Raw genomic sequence first — 15,713 nt, 5'->3', positions numbered from 1 at the left:
CATGACGTATTGAGCGTGTTTGTGAGTGCTTGTGATTGACTTTGGGTGGGTTATGTTTTAACGTTAATTATGACTAAACAATAAACAAACTCATTGTCCAAACAACAATGAACTGATTCATAATTATCTTCAAAAAAACTTGTATACACCTAATGTTTCATTTGGGTGCACAGCGTTAAAGTTTACTTAATTGTTATGCGACTCGTAATTACTTATCGCTAATGTATTTGGTTTTCATATATGAAGGAATAATAATGAGTTAGAGGCATTTTATCGAAGGCTTTTATTATGAAACAAATAATGTTTGACGGTAAGGTGTCAGTTGCATCTGCTATCAACCTTGTAGATGAATGTGATAATTTTTGCTCTGCTAAAGAGCGAGAGAGATGTCCATGTGATGACTTATACACTCTCGATGTCGAAGCATACATATCAGAATCTATTATCATTGATATTTGGAACAGACTCGATAAATTGCATCCTGATCGCGATATTGGTTTAACGTTAGGCAAAAGAGTAAACCCTCGAGCAAAGGGTATTCTAACTAGCTGGGCAAGTCAGGCTTGTAGCGTTGGTGAGTCTTTAAATATTTTTATTAATAATATATCGCTAATGAATGCATCGGAATACTGGGATCTAAAAATAGAAGGTCGACTCTGTTACTTAACGTACGCCATAACCAAAACGAAGGATTATCCGGTCATGGCTATTGAAAGGAGTATAAGCGAACTCTTATGCTGGGTTCGCAGCCTATCGAGACATCCATTTATACTAGAAAGTGCGACGTTTTCTTTCGATAAGCCTAAAAATATAGAGAAATATGAAGAACTTTTTGGTGTTAGTTTGAGTTTTGGAAGCTCAAGTAATAGTCTGGTGTTCCCCTTAGAATTACTGGACTTACCGATTGAGAGCGGTAGTGTTTTGCTAAAGGGGATCATGGAACATAAGGCATTAGAGACAATTGATAGGCTATCTGGGCAAGCGACATATGAAGTTCAAGTGAAGAAAATACTAGAAGAATCGTTTGACTCTGGAGAAGGTGTCCCAAGTGCCGTACAGGTGGCCAGTAAAATGTATGTCAGTAGGCAAACATTATTCCGGAGGTTGCAATCGGAAGGGACTAATTATACCGGTATAGTAAACCTATTTCGCAAGTACCGAGTAAAAAAATTGCTAAACTCCACAGGCTTAAGTATATCAGAAGTAAGCTATCGTCTCGGTTTCAAAGATGTCAGCAGCTTTTACAAAGCCTACAGAAGATGGTTTGGTAATACTCCGGTGCGACACTCTATTAACGTGAACTGAATTTTCCCATATTTAAACTTCCGAGGTTAAGTTGCATCACGGCGATTAGTGCGTTTTTAGTGAAATCTAAAAAAAATCTAAAAGAAAAATTTAAAAGGACAGGCACCATAAAAGGCACTAACTGAGTACAGGCTGTCAGCCAGTCTTTCTGGGGCAGATTAAGCTTTTCTAGGATAGGTGGTGATTGGTTATTTATGCTTGCCTTACCAACTCTCAGGGTTTTTCCTGACCAGTCCACCAATTCTATGTAGCTCATCAATCTAACCGGTGCCTGTTTAATAAAGTGCCTGTCCTTACAGGATAACTGTGATACTGAAATCATGCAGCTCGTCTCAGAGTCGATACATGATGCAGTAAAACATGTTGGCGAAAATCCTTTAGGTAAAAGTAAGTCATTGAAAATGCGAGGTATGATGGGTGTTTTTGACGTATCGAGAGTTCGAATTCCTCACTCACCGCTACATCAAAAACCCTAGCAGAAATGCTGGGGTTTTGTCATTTTAGGTCAGTAAGTTAAGGTGTACAAAGTGAGCCTAAAGAGGCTCTCCTTGTTAAATTGTCTCCAATTTATTACTTTAATATCAATGGCTTTTGCGATGTTTTAAATAAAAAATGTGACATATTGTTATGTCAGTATTATATGACGATAAAAAGGTTATAATCCACCAATAATCACGTGACCAATCGCTATTAGTCAATAGCTCATAACACTTTCTAAGTAGGTATAATGTCAAGTTTATTTGGGGTAATAATTTTTGCGACTATTGGCGCATTGGGCAATGCGATGTTCGCTGCGGGGCAAAAAAAAGTAGTCATTGAAGAGGGGCCATTGTCATATATGGTTTTAACCTCACTTATTTGTGTGATATTAGCCGTGGTTATAGCGCCATTTATCGGTAGTAGCCGATATGACGTAGTCTTTAAAGAAAACTGGCAGTGGGTGATCATTGGTGGGATAGGACTCTTTTTTACATACCTTGGCTTTTACCTTCTGTACTCTCGTTATGGCACTTCTAGTTACGTGGTGTATGCCGTTTTATCTATATTAACCACATCGTTGATTGTAGGGTTGTTCTTATTCAAAGAGACATTTAATTCTTACCATTGGGCTGCGTTTGCTTTTGCTCTATTAACCGTGGTTCTTTTTTCGTTAGGTAATAAACAGAAATCTGATGCAGAAGCGTTGCAGGCTCAAGTGACGGAAGCTAACGTTGTTCAAGTCATTTGTAGTGAAGAGCCGTGTAAGATTTCTGAAAACGGGTAATAAAGAACTTTCTCGAGATAAAGGTATGTAAAGCCAAAGCAATAGAATAATGTGATTAGATAATCCTATGAGCAATGCTTCTTTGCTACAATTCAATCAATGAATATTCTTAATGACAAAAGTAGTAGGTAGGACATGTCTATTTTAGCGAAAGGAACCTTGAGTAAAATGCGCGCCAATCTGGGAGACGCGGTGTTTTACCGTTTACCTGTTGGAGACTCAGAGGTTGATCTCAATCCATACATAGGTCAAGCGATAACGCTTACTCACACAGGTAATATTTTCTGCAGTTCATGCGGTAAAAAGACGAAAAAAAGCTACTCGCAAGGCCACTGTTTTGTGTGCATGAGGAAGCTGGCTAGTTGCGACATGTGCATTATGAAACCTGAAACATGCCATTACGATCAAGGTACATGCCGTGAGCCACAATGGGGTGAAGAGAACTGCATGATTGACCATTATGTGTACTTGTCTAATACCTCTAGTTTAAAGGTCGGTATTACGCGTCACAACCAAATTCCGACAAGATGGATTGATCAAGGGGCCACCCAAGGTCTACCTATTTTCAAAGTAAAAACTCGTTATATATCGGGATTGATCGAGATTGAACTTGCGAAACATATCTCAGACAAAACCAATTGGCGGACTTTATTAAAGCAAGACGGTGATGCAATGGATTTATCTGACAAATTTGCAGAACTTCTTCCCTTGGTAACCGACAAAGTAGAGGAAATTAAGCAGCAGTTTGGAGCGGATGCGATACAGGTGTTAACCGAGTTGACGACCGAGATACATTATCCAGTGACTGCTCATCCAACCAAGATTACTTCACATAACTTTGATAAAAACCCCGAAGTGAAAGGTATATTGCAAGGCATTAAAGGCCAGTATCTAATTTTTGATACTGGCGTGATTAACATTCGTAAGTTTACTTCTTATGAGATTGAAGTGAGCGCTTAGCTAGGAATATAGAATTCGAATCGTTAACCCGAATTCTATCCGTGTGACACTATTATCGAGATCAAAATAAGTGATCTGCTCCAGCAGGACTGGACAATGAATTAAGCGACATTTTTTGTTCAAAGTTAATTGGGTTTAAATACCTAAGAGCACTGTGTCTTCTAGTTCGATTATAATCAACCTCAATGTATTCGAAGACCGCTTGACGCATAGTAACTCTTGTCATGATAGGTTCATATTGGATCGCTTCAATTTTCATCGAATGGAAGAAACTCTCTACACAAGCATTGTCCCAACAATTTTCTTTTCTACTCATACTTTGCCCCAAAATTATAAGCAGTTATGAGGTCACGATAATCTTTAGATCAGTACTGGCTTCCTCTGTCACTATGGATAATTACATCCTCAGGGAAGCCACTACGGAACAGAGCCATCGACAAGGCATCACAAACAAGAGTTGCTGTCCGTTGTGTATTTAAATTTTCGTGTCGCTTTCGCCACCAGGCTCTGTCGTTTCATGTTGGCAGCGATAGTTTTGACATTATGTTTATTACCCTTCTCAGCTAACTCAACCTGAATTCGCCTTGCACCATCTCTACCTTTGCTACTGTCGAAAGCTTCCTTTACTTTTTCATCCAATACCTGTCGTTCTTGTATACGCAAACATGTCCTTATTGGTCGAAGTTCTCTTTAAGTAAAATAGCTATCTATTGTTTTCAGTGATTAATTACATTCTCGTTATTAGGTTCAAGCTTTGCTTTACAAGGGGGCGAATGCCCCCTAATTTGGCCATTAATTTTTGTTAACGCCAAAACCGTTGATACACATAAATTCTTTAATAAAGCCTTCGTAGTCTCCAACGTTTGGTGAAGTGAAGTTTTCAGGAGTGATATGAGTCATCATGGTTTTGACTTGATCTTGAACTTCAGGATTAAGCTCACGGTTATCTGGACGTAGCAGTCGTTGATCATCGGTTAGCGCACCATCTGGATGGTAAAGGAAATCCGTCATCAACCGATGCATATGTTCTGCACATGTCTCGTATTCGCCCCGTTGCTTGAGTAGCTTAGCCAAGGCAAGCATGTAGGATGATAATCCCGGAATAAACACCGCCGCTTTTGATACCGTGGACTTACACGTTGCCGCATAGGCTTCACCACCTAGAGCGGTTAATGCATCATTCAACTGATCCGCAGTGGTGTGCAGGTGCTGTTTTGCTCGACCTAACGTGCCACCAAAATAGACAGGGTAAGTGATATCAGAACCGATATAAGAATAGGCGACGGTCTTCACCCCTTTTGCTAATACACCGGCTTGACTAAGTTCGCTGATCCACTCTTGCCAGTCTTCACCACCCATCACTTTGACGGTATCTTCTATTTCTTGCTCTGAGGCTACGGGTAGAGTGACCCCTATCATAGCTTGATGTTCAATGTTGATGAAGTTACCAGTGAAGGGTTCGCCAATGGCTTTTAAGGAAGATTTCCACATACCGCTGCCGTCAGGTTTTGGCCGAACGCCCGCTGCCAAACTATAAATAATGCAATCGACCTCACCACCAAATTTGGTCTTAATGTAGTCAATTACATTTTGTTTGGTGTCGGCGGAAAAAGCATCAGCAATAAAGTCTTTAGCTATTAATCCATGTTCAGAGGCGGCTTGTTCAAAAGCAACGTTGTTGTGCCAACCAGCGGTGCCAGTTTGTTCGTCTGATGGTGGACGTTCATAAGAGAGCCCAATAGTGTCTGCATTTGAGCCAAAAGCCAGTGAAATACGACTCGCAAGGCCGAGCCCGGAAGAAGCACCTAATACCAGTACTTTCTTAGGGCCATTAGCAATAGATGGCAACTTCTTTACTTGCGAAATCTGATTAAGAACCTCTTGTTTACATCCGTCAGGATGACAGTTCTTCGCTACAACACCTTTAATTATTGGTTTGATATCCATATTGTTTTCTCATGTAAGTTAAGGATTAATTGTTAGTTAATGTCCGCACTCTAAAATATTTACAACCACAAAGTTGAGAACCAAGTCGCTAGCAAAATGGGTTGGCGTATCTGGTCAATGAGATGGCTTTTTTTGAGAGAATGAGTGAAACGATATTATGGGTGATTGTCGATTTGAGTCGGGCAATATCCTGTCCAGCGTTTGAATGCCCGAGAAAAGCTGCTGAGTTCAGAGAAGCCGAGATGATAGGCAATGGTGGTGATTGGGGTATTGGGTTCTCGTAACAACTGTAAAGCCATTTCAAGTCGATAATTTTCTAATGTGGCTTTAAAAGTGGTGCCAACTTTAGTCAGTTTTCGGTTAAGTGTCCTAGGGCTAACGTACAGTTGTGAGGCAACATTGTGAATGGTCATATGCTGCAAGGTTTCTGCTTGTTCAAAAATGATATGCAATTGCAAGATAACATCGGATTTACTGAGCTGGATAGTTCGCCTTTTGACGATTGCAAGGTTGGCCTGATAAGTCTCGGGAGAGCTATGTATTAACGGTGCATTGAGGTCTTCTCGTTTAAACACCAAGCGTCGATGAGAGCTAGTAGATACAATTTTAGTGTCAAACCGATGTTCGAGTGCCGCTCTTATTTCTGAATCGCAATTTGGAATAGCACTATGGTATGTCGAGCGGGGTAGCCGTTGGCCTGTGGTTTTCCTGATTATAGTCAGCAAGACACTGACTGTGGTGATCATGCCAATGGTGGTTACTCTGGTGGATTCATTGGAATTATTATTAATCAGCCATATCTCGGTTATGCCCTCGAGTTCTACTACCTTTAATCGGATTTGTGGAGCAACAAAAATGAAGTACCTCGCCGCATCACAAATCAGTTGATGTACGTTTGGAGCTGACCACAACATCAATGAATAACAGCCAAAAGAGAAGGGTGTGATGTAGTTGGCCGCATCAGCAGAGAAAAGGGGATTATGGGAGGTTTTGATCGCATATTGATGTATTGAACGCAAGTTACGAATATCATATTCACCGAAATGATTGGCAGAAAGCTGAAACTCATCCAACAAGTGGCTTGTTTCAATATTATGTGCTTGCAGTGTTTGCATTATGATTTTGAGCCAACCGGAATGAATGCTATGCCTGTCTTCTATTTCGTTAGTATGCATGGGTACCTGCTCGCTTCATTAGTTCGCTGCAATAATTATATCGATAGTCTTTTCATTATTTTCCATATTATTACTAGCGATTATACGTTTATTTGTACCTTCAACGGATGACGATATTGTATTTTTTAGGCAGAGTCGAGATTAATGGATATTGGCTGATTAGAGCAATTTAGTGACGTAGTTGGTCAACAGATAAAGAATGCCTTTGGGGTAATGTAATTGGGAAAATTGAACATGCTTTATCAGCAATTGTTTAAAGCTTACTTTTTTATCCTAATTATCAACAGCTTAATTATCCTGGTTATTTATGGGAGCTGTTAAGCTGTTGGCATTCTTAAGAGGCGAAATTCTATGTCATGGCAAAATTCTTATAACGATAAACTGATCTCTAACGAAAAAGCCGCCAGTATGATTCAATCTGGTGACAAAATTTGGGGCGGAGGGTTTCTATCTGTTCCCGTTCTATTTTTTCAGGAATTGAATAAAGTAGCGCTCGAGTTGAAAAATACCACGCTTTACTCTGGTTTATTTACCTACCCTTATGAGTTTTTAAAGCCCGAATATATTGGCCATCTTGATTATAAAAGTCTGTTTATGGGGCCATTAGAAAAGAAATTTCAGCAAAAGGGTAATGCGCAAATCATTCCCTATCATCTATCCAATGTTGATGAAGTATTATTAAAGCAGAACTTCAATGTGATGGTTATAGAAACGACGCCGCCAAACGAAGAAGGTTATATGAGCTTGGGCGCTTGTGGTGGCATGGGCAATCGTTTCATTATGCAAAACGTAGACACGATGCAACTGATTATCACAGTTTGCAATGATCAACAGCCTTTCGTGGGAAATCCTGAAAACCTTATTCATGTCTCTGAAGTCAATTATCTCACCGAAGGGCATCACTCTATCGCCACATCAAAACCAGATAAGCCGAGTGAAGTCGAGACAAAGATTGCCAACCACATCAAACCGTTAATCAAAGATGGTTCCACTATTCAGATTGGTATTGGCACATTATCGGATGCTGTAGGTGTTGGTTTAAAAGACCATCAGAACTTGGGCATTCATACCGAAATGTTCACCGAATCTATGATGGAGCTGTGTAAAGCTGGCGTAGTGAACGGTAGCAAGAAAAACTATCAACCTAATAGAGTAGTCACTGCCTTTTCCGCGGGATCACAAGAGTTAATGGATTTTCTCCATAACGGCGATAATGTTGAGATTGGTGATGTCACTGTGGTCAATAAGCCAGTAGAAATTGCTAAGAACGATAATCTCATTTCTATCAATACGTGCATTATGGTGGACTTGACTGGTCAAGTGGCTTCGGAAGGTGTTGGGCATACCCAGATCTCCGGTTCTGGTGGTCAGGTGGACTTTGTTCGTGGCGCGCGTATGTCTAAGGGCGGTTTGTCTATTATTGCTTTGGCTTCTACCTACCAAGCTCCAACAGGTATGGAATCCACCATTAAATTGGCATTACCAGAAGGCACACCCGTTACCACGCCTCGTAATGATGTGCAGTTGATTGCGACCGAATACGGTATTGCTGACCTTCGCGGTTTAAGTACGGTCGAGCGAGCAGAAGCAATGATAAACATCGCGCACCCAGAACTTCGTCAAGAGCTGCGTGATACCGCAAAACAAATTGGTCGAATTCGATAAGTCCATTTAACGTACAAGGAAATCATTATGTATCAAGGTGAATTTTTTCAAGTTGTAGAACGTAATCAGTTCGCAGAACTGGTGTTTGATATGCGTTCTAGCGAATTTAATGTATTAACCAAAGAAGCGTTATTGGAACTGTCTGATGCCATAACCGTTATTGAAAAAAGTGCGGCGAAAGGCCTGATTATTCGTTCTGCGAAGTCAACATTTAGTGTTGGAGCGAATATAAAAGCATTCCAAGAACTCTTTTTGGGCGGTCAAGAGGTTATGAGCGACTATATATCATGGGCACAAGGAATTTATAGTCGCCTAGAAGAATTGAATATACCTAAAGTTGCTATCGTCAACGGTGTGGCAGCTGGTGGAGCGGTTGAACTATCACTCTTGGCAGAATATCGACTGGTAACAACCGATGTAAAAATGGGCTTGCCTGAAGTGAAGTTAGGCGTTTTACCAGGGTGGGGGGGGTTGACTCGTTTACCTCGAATATGTGGCTTGGATACCTCGCTAGAGTGGTTTACCACAGGTAAAAACTTCCGTGCGGACAAGCTAATTAAGCAAGGTGTGGCCGATGGTGTTGTTGATCCAAAAGAGAACGATCCTATTGCGAAAGCGGAACAAGTACTCATTTCTTGTATTGAAGGTCAGTTCGATTGGCAAGCACGCCGTAAAGAGAAACAGCAACCACTTAAGCTTGACAAGTATGAACTCAACATGTCAATTAATGTTGCTAAAGGCATGGTTGCTAGAGCAGCGGGGAAACATTATCCAACCGCAATGATCATCCTTGAGACTCTTGAAAAAGCGGCATATTGTGAACGCGACGCTGCATTAGCGTTAGAAATCGAAGGTGTGAATCGTTGTGTGGATACGGGCGTAGCAGATGCGCTTGTTAATGTTGCCGTTGCCGATTTAGTCGTAAATTCAGTGAGTAAAAAATGGGCGAAGAAAGAACAAGCGCATAAAGAAATCGGTGTCATTGGTGCTGGTATCATGGGTGGGGGTATTGCCTATGTAACTGCAGATAAGGGTATGGACGTGGTGATGAAAGATATCAACAAGTCTGGGTTGGTTCTTGGGTTAAATGAAGCGAATAAATTGCTGACCAAACAGGTTAGCAAAGGGCGTAAAAAGCCAGAAGAGATGGGGCAAGTGCTCAATCGTATTATGCCTACCTTGCACAATAATGCTTTAGAAAACAGCGATATAATTATCGAAGCGGTGGTCGAAAACCCGAAAGTGAAACAAGTGGTCCTTGGCGAGTTAGAGAAAGTCGCACCAAACGCTATCTTAGCCTCCAACACTTCTACCCTAATGATTAGCGGTCTAGCCAGCAAGTTAAAAAGGCCTGAAAATTTCTGTGGTATTCACTTCTTTAATCCGGTGCATATGATGCCACTGGTTGAGGTAATCCGTGGGGAGAAAACCAGTGAAAGCACCATTGCTAAAGCGGTCAAATATGTGGCGCAACTGGGCAAGAAACCGATTGTTATCAATGATTGTGCTGGTTTCCTCGTTAACCGTTGTCTAGCGCCTTATTTCTTAGCACTAAATAAACTGCTGCTCGATGGTGGTGATTTGGCGGTCATTGATAAAGTGATGAAAAAAGACTTTGGTTGGCCCATGGGGCCTGCGAATTTGCTAGATGTTATTGGGCTTGATACCGCTGCACATTGTATCGATGTTATGGATGACGCTTTCCCTGGAAGAATGACTAAGCCAGAAGTGAATACCATCAGCATTTTGGCGGGCAAGAACTGTTTTGGGCAGAAAAATGGTCAAGGCTATCACCAATATAAGCCTGATCGCCGTGGCAAAATGCGCCTCTCTCCATGTGCTGAGACAGAGCAAATGTTGTTGGAGTTGCGTGGTGAACCTGCCGCACTGCATGGTGATACCATCATGATGAGGATGATGTTGCCGATGATGTTTGAAGCGATCCGTTGCCTAGACGAAGGGATCATTTCTTCACCGGAAGAAGGCGACATTGCCATGATTTATGGAACGGGCTTCCCTCCATTCCGTGGTGGACTGTTCTATTACATGGATAAAATGGGCCTCGCTAAAGTACTTGAAATTACCAAAGAATATGAACATTTGGGAGAGCTGTATCAGGCACCTGAAGGCTTGGTGTCAAGAGTTCAAAACAACCAAACCTTTTACGCTTAATCGGAGAAATGAAGATGAAAAATGTAGTTATTGTTGATGCAATTCGTACACCGATGGGGCGCTCTAAGAATGGTGTGTTTCGTTATACTCGTGCCGACAAACTGTCTGCTGTATTGATGTCGGAAATGTTTAACCGCCAACCCAATGTTAAGCCTGAAATGGTCGATGACGTCATCTGGGGTTGTGTCCAACAAACCGAAGAACAATGCATGAATGTGGCACGAAACTCGGCTTTACTTGCTGGCCTACCAGTTGAAGTTACCGCCACTACAGTGAACCGTTTATGTGGTTCATCTATGGATGCGCTTCATATGGCCTGCAACAGCATTAAAGCGGGTAGTGCGGAGGTTGTGTTGGTAGGTGGCGTTGAGCATATGGGGCATATTCCAATGACTCATGGCGTGGATCTTAACCCTGAAAATAATAAACAGATTGCACAAGCGTCAGCCATGATGGGCTTAACCGCTGAGATGTTAGGCAAAATGTATGACATTCCAAGAGAAGAGCAAGATATGTTAGGTGCTCGTTCTCACCGCTTAGCCCAGCAGGCTTCTATAGAAGGACGCTTTGATAATGAGATTGTCCCCATTTCAGGGCATGATGAGCATGGCGTTCCCATTCTGGTAAGTTATGACGAAGTGATTCGCCCTGAAACAACGGAAGAATCACTGGCTCAACTTAGGCCTGTGTTTGACCCTGTTTCAGGTACCGTCACAGCTGGAACTTCATCAGCTCTGTCTGATGGCGCATCTTGTTTGTTAGTGATGAGTGAAGAAAAAGCCACTGAATTAGGCGTAACGCCAAGAGCTCGTATTGTAGCTACCACCACGGCAGGAGTTGCCCCTGCAATTATGGGTTTTGGCCCTGTTCCTGCCAGCAAAAAAGCGTTGGAGCAAGCGGGTTTATCCATCAATAATATTGATTATGCCGAAGTGAATGAAGCGTTTGCCGCACAATCCATACCTTGCTTGAAAGAGCTTGGCTTGTGGGAAAGTCGCGATGAAAAGGTCAACTTGCACGGTGGTGCTATCTCATTAGGTCATCCTTTAGGCTGTTCTGGTGCTCGTATTGTGGGTACCTTGATTAACGTGATGGAGCAGCGAAAAGGGCGCTACGGCTTAGCTACCATGTGTATTGGCATGGGACAAGGTATTGCCACGATTATCGAAATTGTTTAACACGGGCCTTTTTTAGGGTGCATGTTTCTTTTATTGATATCTAAATAATATGAGTGCCGCTTATTATGTAAGCGGCATTTTTTTAATAAAATTAATCCTTCAAATGAAATTGCTATGTTTTGATTTGAATCAATTCCGTCACTACAAGAATGATCTTCACCTCCTGCACAGTTACGTTATCGGCGGAGCGCAATGCCAAGGTAGAACCAACATATACAGAGTTCATTAATTCAAATTGACAACAGAATATGGTAACAATTTGCGTATTTGAAAAATGAGGTTTTCAATGAAATATATAGTCATTGAGTTGAGATATATTCTGTAGTGCTAATAATCGTGTAATCAGTTAAGAATTGCGCTACAAGGCGAATATCAGCCGATAGGCTGAGGATGGTGCGAGAGGGGATTTGGTTTGTACTCTTTAGTAGACTTGTTTTAACAAAATATTGAAAAAAGAACTTACTCCGAAAGCAGAGTAAGTCCAGGTCGACCTTATCTTTGCAACGACAGCTTATTACTTCTGAGTAGTCCTAGTTAAAACCTTGATAACGGCTACAAGCCCAACAATAAGCAAGGCTCCTCCAAGCAACATGGTTGCAGTCCATCCAAAAATTTGATCTTTAATGACAATTCCATTTTGGAAACTAATTAGGCACATAAGTGCATAGGTAAATGTAGTGGGATTAAGATAGGTATGAGCCACTGGTTTTGTTCCAATAATTATAAACAACACCACTCCTAAATAAAGATTAAATGCTACGATAAAAGGTAGAAAGTTGCTTAAAAAATCTAGACATATGGGTATGGTAAATCCAATAATTAATCCAGATGTTGCGCCTATGAATATCTCTTTTAGTCGTTCCATTTTTAATTCGTAAGCAAAGAAGAATATACAAATAAAAAATGCAGGCCATGTATCGTGAATTTTGAAAATATCGACAAAAATAATATTACAAATAACTAGCCATACTACAAATAAACTGGCTAAGATAAGATATCCTTTTGTTATTTTAGTGTGTTCGGACATATTCTATTTCCTCTATATTGCGTAGGTGAATAAGCCAATAATGAAACTTGTCATTACTGCTATTTTATTCGAATTTATTACTATTTAAACTACCAGGAGTGTTTCATGTTTTTATGTCTTAGTGAGGTTATTCGCCTATAAATTTAGGTGCTCTTTTTTCTATAAAAGATTGAACGCCTTCTTTAAAATCCTCAGTCATTGAGGATTCTTTCATATACTTAGCTTCGATGGCCAAATACTCTTCAAAGTCGTTTCCAAAGTTGATTTTATTAATTAAATCTTTTTGCTTAGCGTAAGCAAAAAGTGGTCCATTCGCTAATCTAAGCGCAAATTTATTAACTGTATCAGAGAAGTCCTCACGTTTAACAACTTTATTAACGAGCCCAAGGTTCTTTGCTTCATCAGCACTTAATGTTTTTCCCAACATCATTATCTCGGTTGTTCTGGCACTTCCCACCATTTTATTCAAAAGGTATAAGTTTCCAGAATCTCCGCATAGTGCGAGATTAATAAACGCTTCTACTATTTTCTCAGTATCTGGAATAATTCTAAAGTCACACGCTAATGCCACACTACAGCCAGCACCAGCAACAACGCCATTCAATGCTGCGATACAAGGTTTAAGTGTTGTTCTAATTTTCATTATCATCTTACCAATATTTTCAATCCCTTCTGTTGGTAGCGTTTTACCTTTAGCAAGTAGACCAGCAAAATGTCTTATATCGCCACCTGAAGAAAAACTTTTATCGGTTCCTGTAATAACGATAACTTTTACATTATTATCTTTATCGAGTACATCTAAGGAATCAATAACTTCGTCAATAACTTGTATGGTTATTGCATTCATTGTTTTTGGATTATCAAGTGTAATAATGCCTATATTACCGTTAATCATTAGTTTTGTTTCTTTAAGTTCCATTATAATATCCTTTACTATTAAATACCGTTTATATATTTAAAGCGGCACGATATGCATCAATCGTGGCATTCTCTATATTGCCGGGTTTCTTCGCATCACCTATAATGTCGTAGCTGTAGTTATTTTGCTCTAAGAATTCGATGAGTTGTTTGCCGTTAGATTTATAACCCATGGCAAGGACGATATTATTCACTGGTTGAGTAATAGTGTCCTCTTCATTTGTGTAGGTAAGTCCATGTGAACTTATTGACTGAACTTTGGTTCTTGTCAGTATTTTTACGCCCAATTGTTTTAATTCACCTAACATGAAAAGCCTTAGTGCTCCTAAATCTGTGCCAGCCTTTCCTTGCATTTCTACAACGGTAATATCCATGGATTTATAAATTTCGCGTTGTAACTCTTTAGGTACATAATGTTCTAAGAAATTAAAGGTTTCTAATGTATTTGCTAAGCCACTTTCAGCTAGATAATGCGCAGTCTCTAACCCGACAACACCGCCACCAATAATACAGGTTTTTCCCTTTCTCAATTTTGTGAGTAATTGTGGGTCGCCATGTAAAACATCATCTGCTAAATAGACATTATCTTCATTTATGCCCTCAATAGAGGGGACTACAGGCAAACTTCCTGTGGCTACAAATGTTTTATCTGGAGCAAAGTCTTTGATAAACCCTGGGTCAACAGTTGTATTGACGACTATTTTTACACCAAGCTGCTTAATTTCATAATGCATGGTATTAATGTTTTCTAAAATAGCGTCTTTGCGTGGTGGAGCTCCTGCTATATGTAAAAGCCCTCCTACCTCGCTATCTTCAGTACATATCGTCACATCGTGCCCTAACTTTGCAGAATGCTTCGCGACTTCCATTCCTGCTGGGCCTGCACCGATAACTAGTACCTTTTGTTTATCTACTTTTGGACGTTCAATTCCCTCACGTCCATTTTCAGGATTCCATATACAAGACGCATTTTTCAATTGAAATACCCGTTCAATACAGGCTTTATTGCAACCGATACATCTTCTATATGGGGTATTAGTTTTTACTTTATTTGCGAACTGAGGGTCGCTCAAAAATGCTCTTGCACAACCAACAAAGTCGCCAAGTCCTTTTTGTAAAATCTCTTCTGCTATTTCTCCATTGTTAATTCTGTTACAAACAATAACGGGGATATCAACTACATTTTTTATTGCACCAGCAAAGAAAGAATAACCGCCTTCTGGTACTTGAGACGAAATTTGAGGTACACGTGATTCATGCCATCCTCCTGTAACGTTTACCGCATTGATCAATCCATTTTCAAGAGAACTGACGAACGTTTGCATCTCTTTAATGCCATAACCGCCCAGCATATCACTGCCTGATATTCTTAATATTACTGGATAATCTTTCCCTACTGACTCTCGTACTTTTTTTATGACTTCCGTTGGGAATTTCATCCTATTTTTTAGAGTCTTACCATATTCATCGGTTCTCAAATTCGTTAACGGTGATAAAAACTCTGACAATAAATAACCTGCACTGCAATTAATCTCTATCCCATCTATTCCTGCTTCTTTACATCTTGTCGCTGCGCTTCCAAAATCGTTTATAGTTCTATTGATATCTTCAATAGTCATTACTTTGGGAACACTCTTAAAGATAGGCGATGGCACAGATGAGGGAGCAACGGGCGCTTTGGTCCTGTCTTTCATCAAACCGACTTGACCGTTTCTCCCTGCATGAAATAATTGCACAATGACTTTAGAACCATTTTCATGAATGCCGTTGGATAACTTATTAAAGTTATCCATGATTGATTCGTCAATCAATGGCATATTAATCATGGTGCCTTCTTCGTTCACGCCAGCGATGGTGATTATTGCGGCTGCACCTCCTTTCGCTCTGGCTTTGAAAAATTCAATTTCTTTATCAAAGCTATAGCCTAAGTGCATCCCTGTCATTATTATTCTGTTTTTTAACTCCAGTTTATTAATAGTAAACGGTGTAAATAATTTTCTGTTCATCTTTGTTTCCTTTATTTACAGCTGCAATCGATTAATAGTAAATGCAGACTTGCGCATATCTAAAGAAATTGAAAATTTTAAATTATAGGAACTTTC

General features: G+C 40.3%; 12 protein-coding genes and 1 pseudogene. 6 read left to right on the top strand and 7 right to left on the bottom strand.

Annotated features, from left to right (window positions below; translation table 11 throughout):
• The first annotated feature begins 288 nt into the window (after window positions 1-288).
• Window positions 289-1,305 (top strand): AraC family transcriptional regulator, encoded by a 1,017-nt coding sequence (locus IUZ65_RS10250; RefSeq protein WP_195703631.1) that lies wholly within the window; start codon window positions 289-291, stop codon window positions 1,303-1,305.
• On the opposite strand, the gene IUZ65_RS10245 is transcribed toward IUZ65_RS10250, so the two are convergent.
• Window positions 1,292-1,561 carry a hypothetical protein gene (locus IUZ65_RS10245; protein ID WP_195703630.1) on the bottom strand — a complete coding sequence of 90 codons (270 nt, stop codon included), beginning with the start codon at window positions 1,559-1,561 and terminating at the stop codon, window positions 1,292-1,294. The two genes, IUZ65_RS10250 and IUZ65_RS10245, sit on opposite strands and share 14 nt — an antisense overlap.
• A 471-nt stretch (window positions 1,562-2,032) precedes the next feature.
• Here IUZ65_RS10245 and IUZ65_RS10240 point away from each other — a divergent pair, with 471 nt between their 5' ends.
• Window positions 2,033-2,569 carry an EamA family transporter gene (locus IUZ65_RS10240; protein ID WP_195703629.1) on the top strand — a complete coding sequence of 179 codons (537 nt, stop codon included), beginning with the start codon at window positions 2,033-2,035 and terminating at the stop codon, window positions 2,567-2,569.
• Between the two features lie 135 nt (window positions 2,570-2,704).
• The gene (locus IUZ65_RS10235; protein ID WP_195703628.1) at window positions 2,705-3,529 is read left to right on the top strand and encodes a DUF2797 domain-containing protein; all 825 of its coding nucleotides are present in this window, start codon (window positions 2,705-2,707) and stop codon (window positions 3,527-3,529) included.
• A gap of 61 nt (window positions 3,530-3,590) precedes the next feature.
• Here IUZ65_RS10235 and IUZ65_RS10230 read toward each other — a convergent pair.
• The 3 genes and pseudogenes from IUZ65_RS10230 to IUZ65_RS10220 form a co-directional block, all read right to left on the bottom strand.
• A pseudogene (locus IUZ65_RS10230) lies at window positions 3,591-4,189 on the bottom strand (IS3 family transposase); the annotation flags it as partial.
• A gap of 132 nt (window positions 4,190-4,321) precedes the next feature.
• Window positions 4,322-5,476: an enoyl-ACP reductase FabV gene (fabV, locus tag IUZ65_RS10225; protein ID WP_195703627.1), complete on the bottom strand. Its 1,155-nt coding sequence runs from the start codon at window positions 5,474-5,476 to the stop codon at window positions 4,322-4,324.
• 155 nt (window positions 5,477-5,631) lie between these two features.
• Window positions 5,632-6,651 carry a helix-turn-helix transcriptional regulator gene (locus IUZ65_RS10220; protein ID WP_195703626.1) on the bottom strand — a complete coding sequence of 340 codons (1,020 nt, stop codon included), beginning with the start codon at window positions 6,649-6,651 and terminating at the stop codon, window positions 5,632-5,634.
• A gap of 351 nt (window positions 6,652-7,002) precedes the next feature.
• Between IUZ65_RS10220 and IUZ65_RS10215 the strand changes: the two genes are divergently transcribed.
• The 3 genes from IUZ65_RS10215 to fadA are packed head-to-tail and all read left to right on the top strand — an operon-like array spanning window position 7,003 to window position 11,666.
• The gene (locus IUZ65_RS10215; protein WP_195703625.1) at window positions 7,003-8,316 is read left to right on the top strand and encodes an acetyl-CoA hydrolase/transferase family protein; all 1,314 of its coding nucleotides are present in this window, start codon (window positions 7,003-7,005) and stop codon (window positions 8,314-8,316) included.
• A 27-nt stretch (window positions 8,317-8,343) separates the two neighbouring features.
• Window positions 8,344-10,488 carry a fatty acid oxidation complex subunit alpha FadB gene (fadB, locus tag IUZ65_RS10210; protein ID WP_195703624.1) on the top strand — a complete coding sequence of 715 codons (2,145 nt, stop codon included), beginning with the start codon at window positions 8,344-8,346 and terminating at the stop codon, window positions 10,486-10,488.
• Between the two features lie 14 nt (window positions 10,489-10,502).
• Window positions 10,503-11,666 carry an acetyl-CoA C-acyltransferase FadA gene (fadA, locus tag IUZ65_RS10205; protein ID WP_195703623.1) on the top strand — a complete coding sequence of 388 codons (1,164 nt, stop codon included), beginning with the start codon at window positions 10,503-10,505 and terminating at the stop codon, window positions 11,664-11,666.
• A gap of 514 nt (window positions 11,667-12,180) precedes the next feature.
• Here the strand turns inward: fadA and IUZ65_RS10200 are convergent.
• From IUZ65_RS10200 to IUZ65_RS10190, 3 genes are all read right to left on the bottom strand, one after another.
• Window positions 12,181-12,693 carry a hypothetical protein gene (locus IUZ65_RS10200; protein ID WP_195703622.1) on the bottom strand — a complete coding sequence of 171 codons (513 nt, stop codon included), beginning with the start codon at window positions 12,691-12,693 and terminating at the stop codon, window positions 12,181-12,183.
• 127 nt (window positions 12,694-12,820) lie between these two features.
• Window positions 12,821-13,612, bottom strand: coding sequence for an enoyl-CoA hydratase/isomerase family protein (locus tag IUZ65_RS10195; protein ID WP_195703621.1), 792 nt, complete (start codon window positions 13,610-13,612; stop codon window positions 12,821-12,823).
• Window positions 13,613-13,640: 28 nt separating this feature from the next.
• Window positions 13,641-15,617: an oxidoreductase gene (locus IUZ65_RS10190; protein ID WP_195703620.1), complete on the bottom strand. Its 1,977-nt coding sequence runs from the start codon at window positions 15,615-15,617 to the stop codon at window positions 13,641-13,643.
• Window positions 15,618-15,713: the final 96 nt, after the last annotated feature.

It is taken from the genome of Vibrio sp. VB16 (assembly GCF_015594925.2).
GTDB lineage: Bacteria > Pseudomonadota > Gammaproteobacteria > Enterobacterales > Vibrionaceae > Vibrio.
The sequence above is the reverse complement of the archived record's forward strand: the minus strand, read 5'-3'. Positions and strand labels throughout refer to the sequence as shown.

Excerpts from the sequence above, each read along its gene's own strand:
- IUZ65_RS10250 (WP_195703631.1), top strand. The coding sequence starts at position 289 with ATGAAACAAATAATGTTTGACGGTAAGGTGTCAGTTGCATCTGCTATC.
- IUZ65_RS10245 (WP_195703630.1), bottom strand. The coding sequence starts at position 1,561 with ATGAGCTACATAGAATTGGTGGACTGGTCAGGAAAAACCCTGAGAGTT.
- IUZ65_RS10240 (WP_195703629.1), top strand. The coding sequence starts at position 2,033 with ATGTCAAGTTTATTTGGGGTAATAATTTTTGCGACTATTGGCGCATTG.
- IUZ65_RS10235 (WP_195703628.1), top strand. The coding sequence starts at position 2,705 with ATGTCTATTTTAGCGAAAGGAACCTTGAGTAAAATGCGCGCCAATCTG.
- fabV (WP_195703627.1), bottom strand. The coding sequence starts at position 5,476 with ATGGATATCAAACCAATAATTAAAGGTGTTGTAGCGAAGAACTGTCAT.
- IUZ65_RS10220 (WP_195703626.1), bottom strand. The coding sequence starts at position 6,651 with ATGCATACTAACGAAATAGAAGACAGGCATAGCATTCATTCCGGTTGG.
- IUZ65_RS10215 (WP_195703625.1), top strand. The coding sequence starts at position 7,003 with ATGTCATGGCAAAATTCTTATAACGATAAACTGATCTCTAACGAAAAA.
- fadB (WP_195703624.1), top strand. The coding sequence starts at position 8,344 with ATGTATCAAGGTGAATTTTTTCAAGTTGTAGAACGTAATCAGTTCGCA.
- fadA (WP_195703623.1), top strand. The coding sequence starts at position 10,503 with ATGAAAAATGTAGTTATTGTTGATGCAATTCGTACACCGATGGGGCGC.
- IUZ65_RS10200 (WP_195703622.1), bottom strand. The coding sequence starts at position 12,693 with ATGTCCGAACACACTAAAATAACAAAAGGATATCTTATCTTAGCCAGT.
- IUZ65_RS10195 (WP_195703621.1), bottom strand. The coding sequence starts at position 13,612 with ATGGAACTTAAAGAAACAAAACTAATGATTAACGGTAATATAGGCATT.
- IUZ65_RS10190 (WP_195703620.1), bottom strand. The coding sequence starts at position 15,617 with ATGAACAGAAAATTATTTACACCGTTTACTATTAATAAACTGGAGTTA.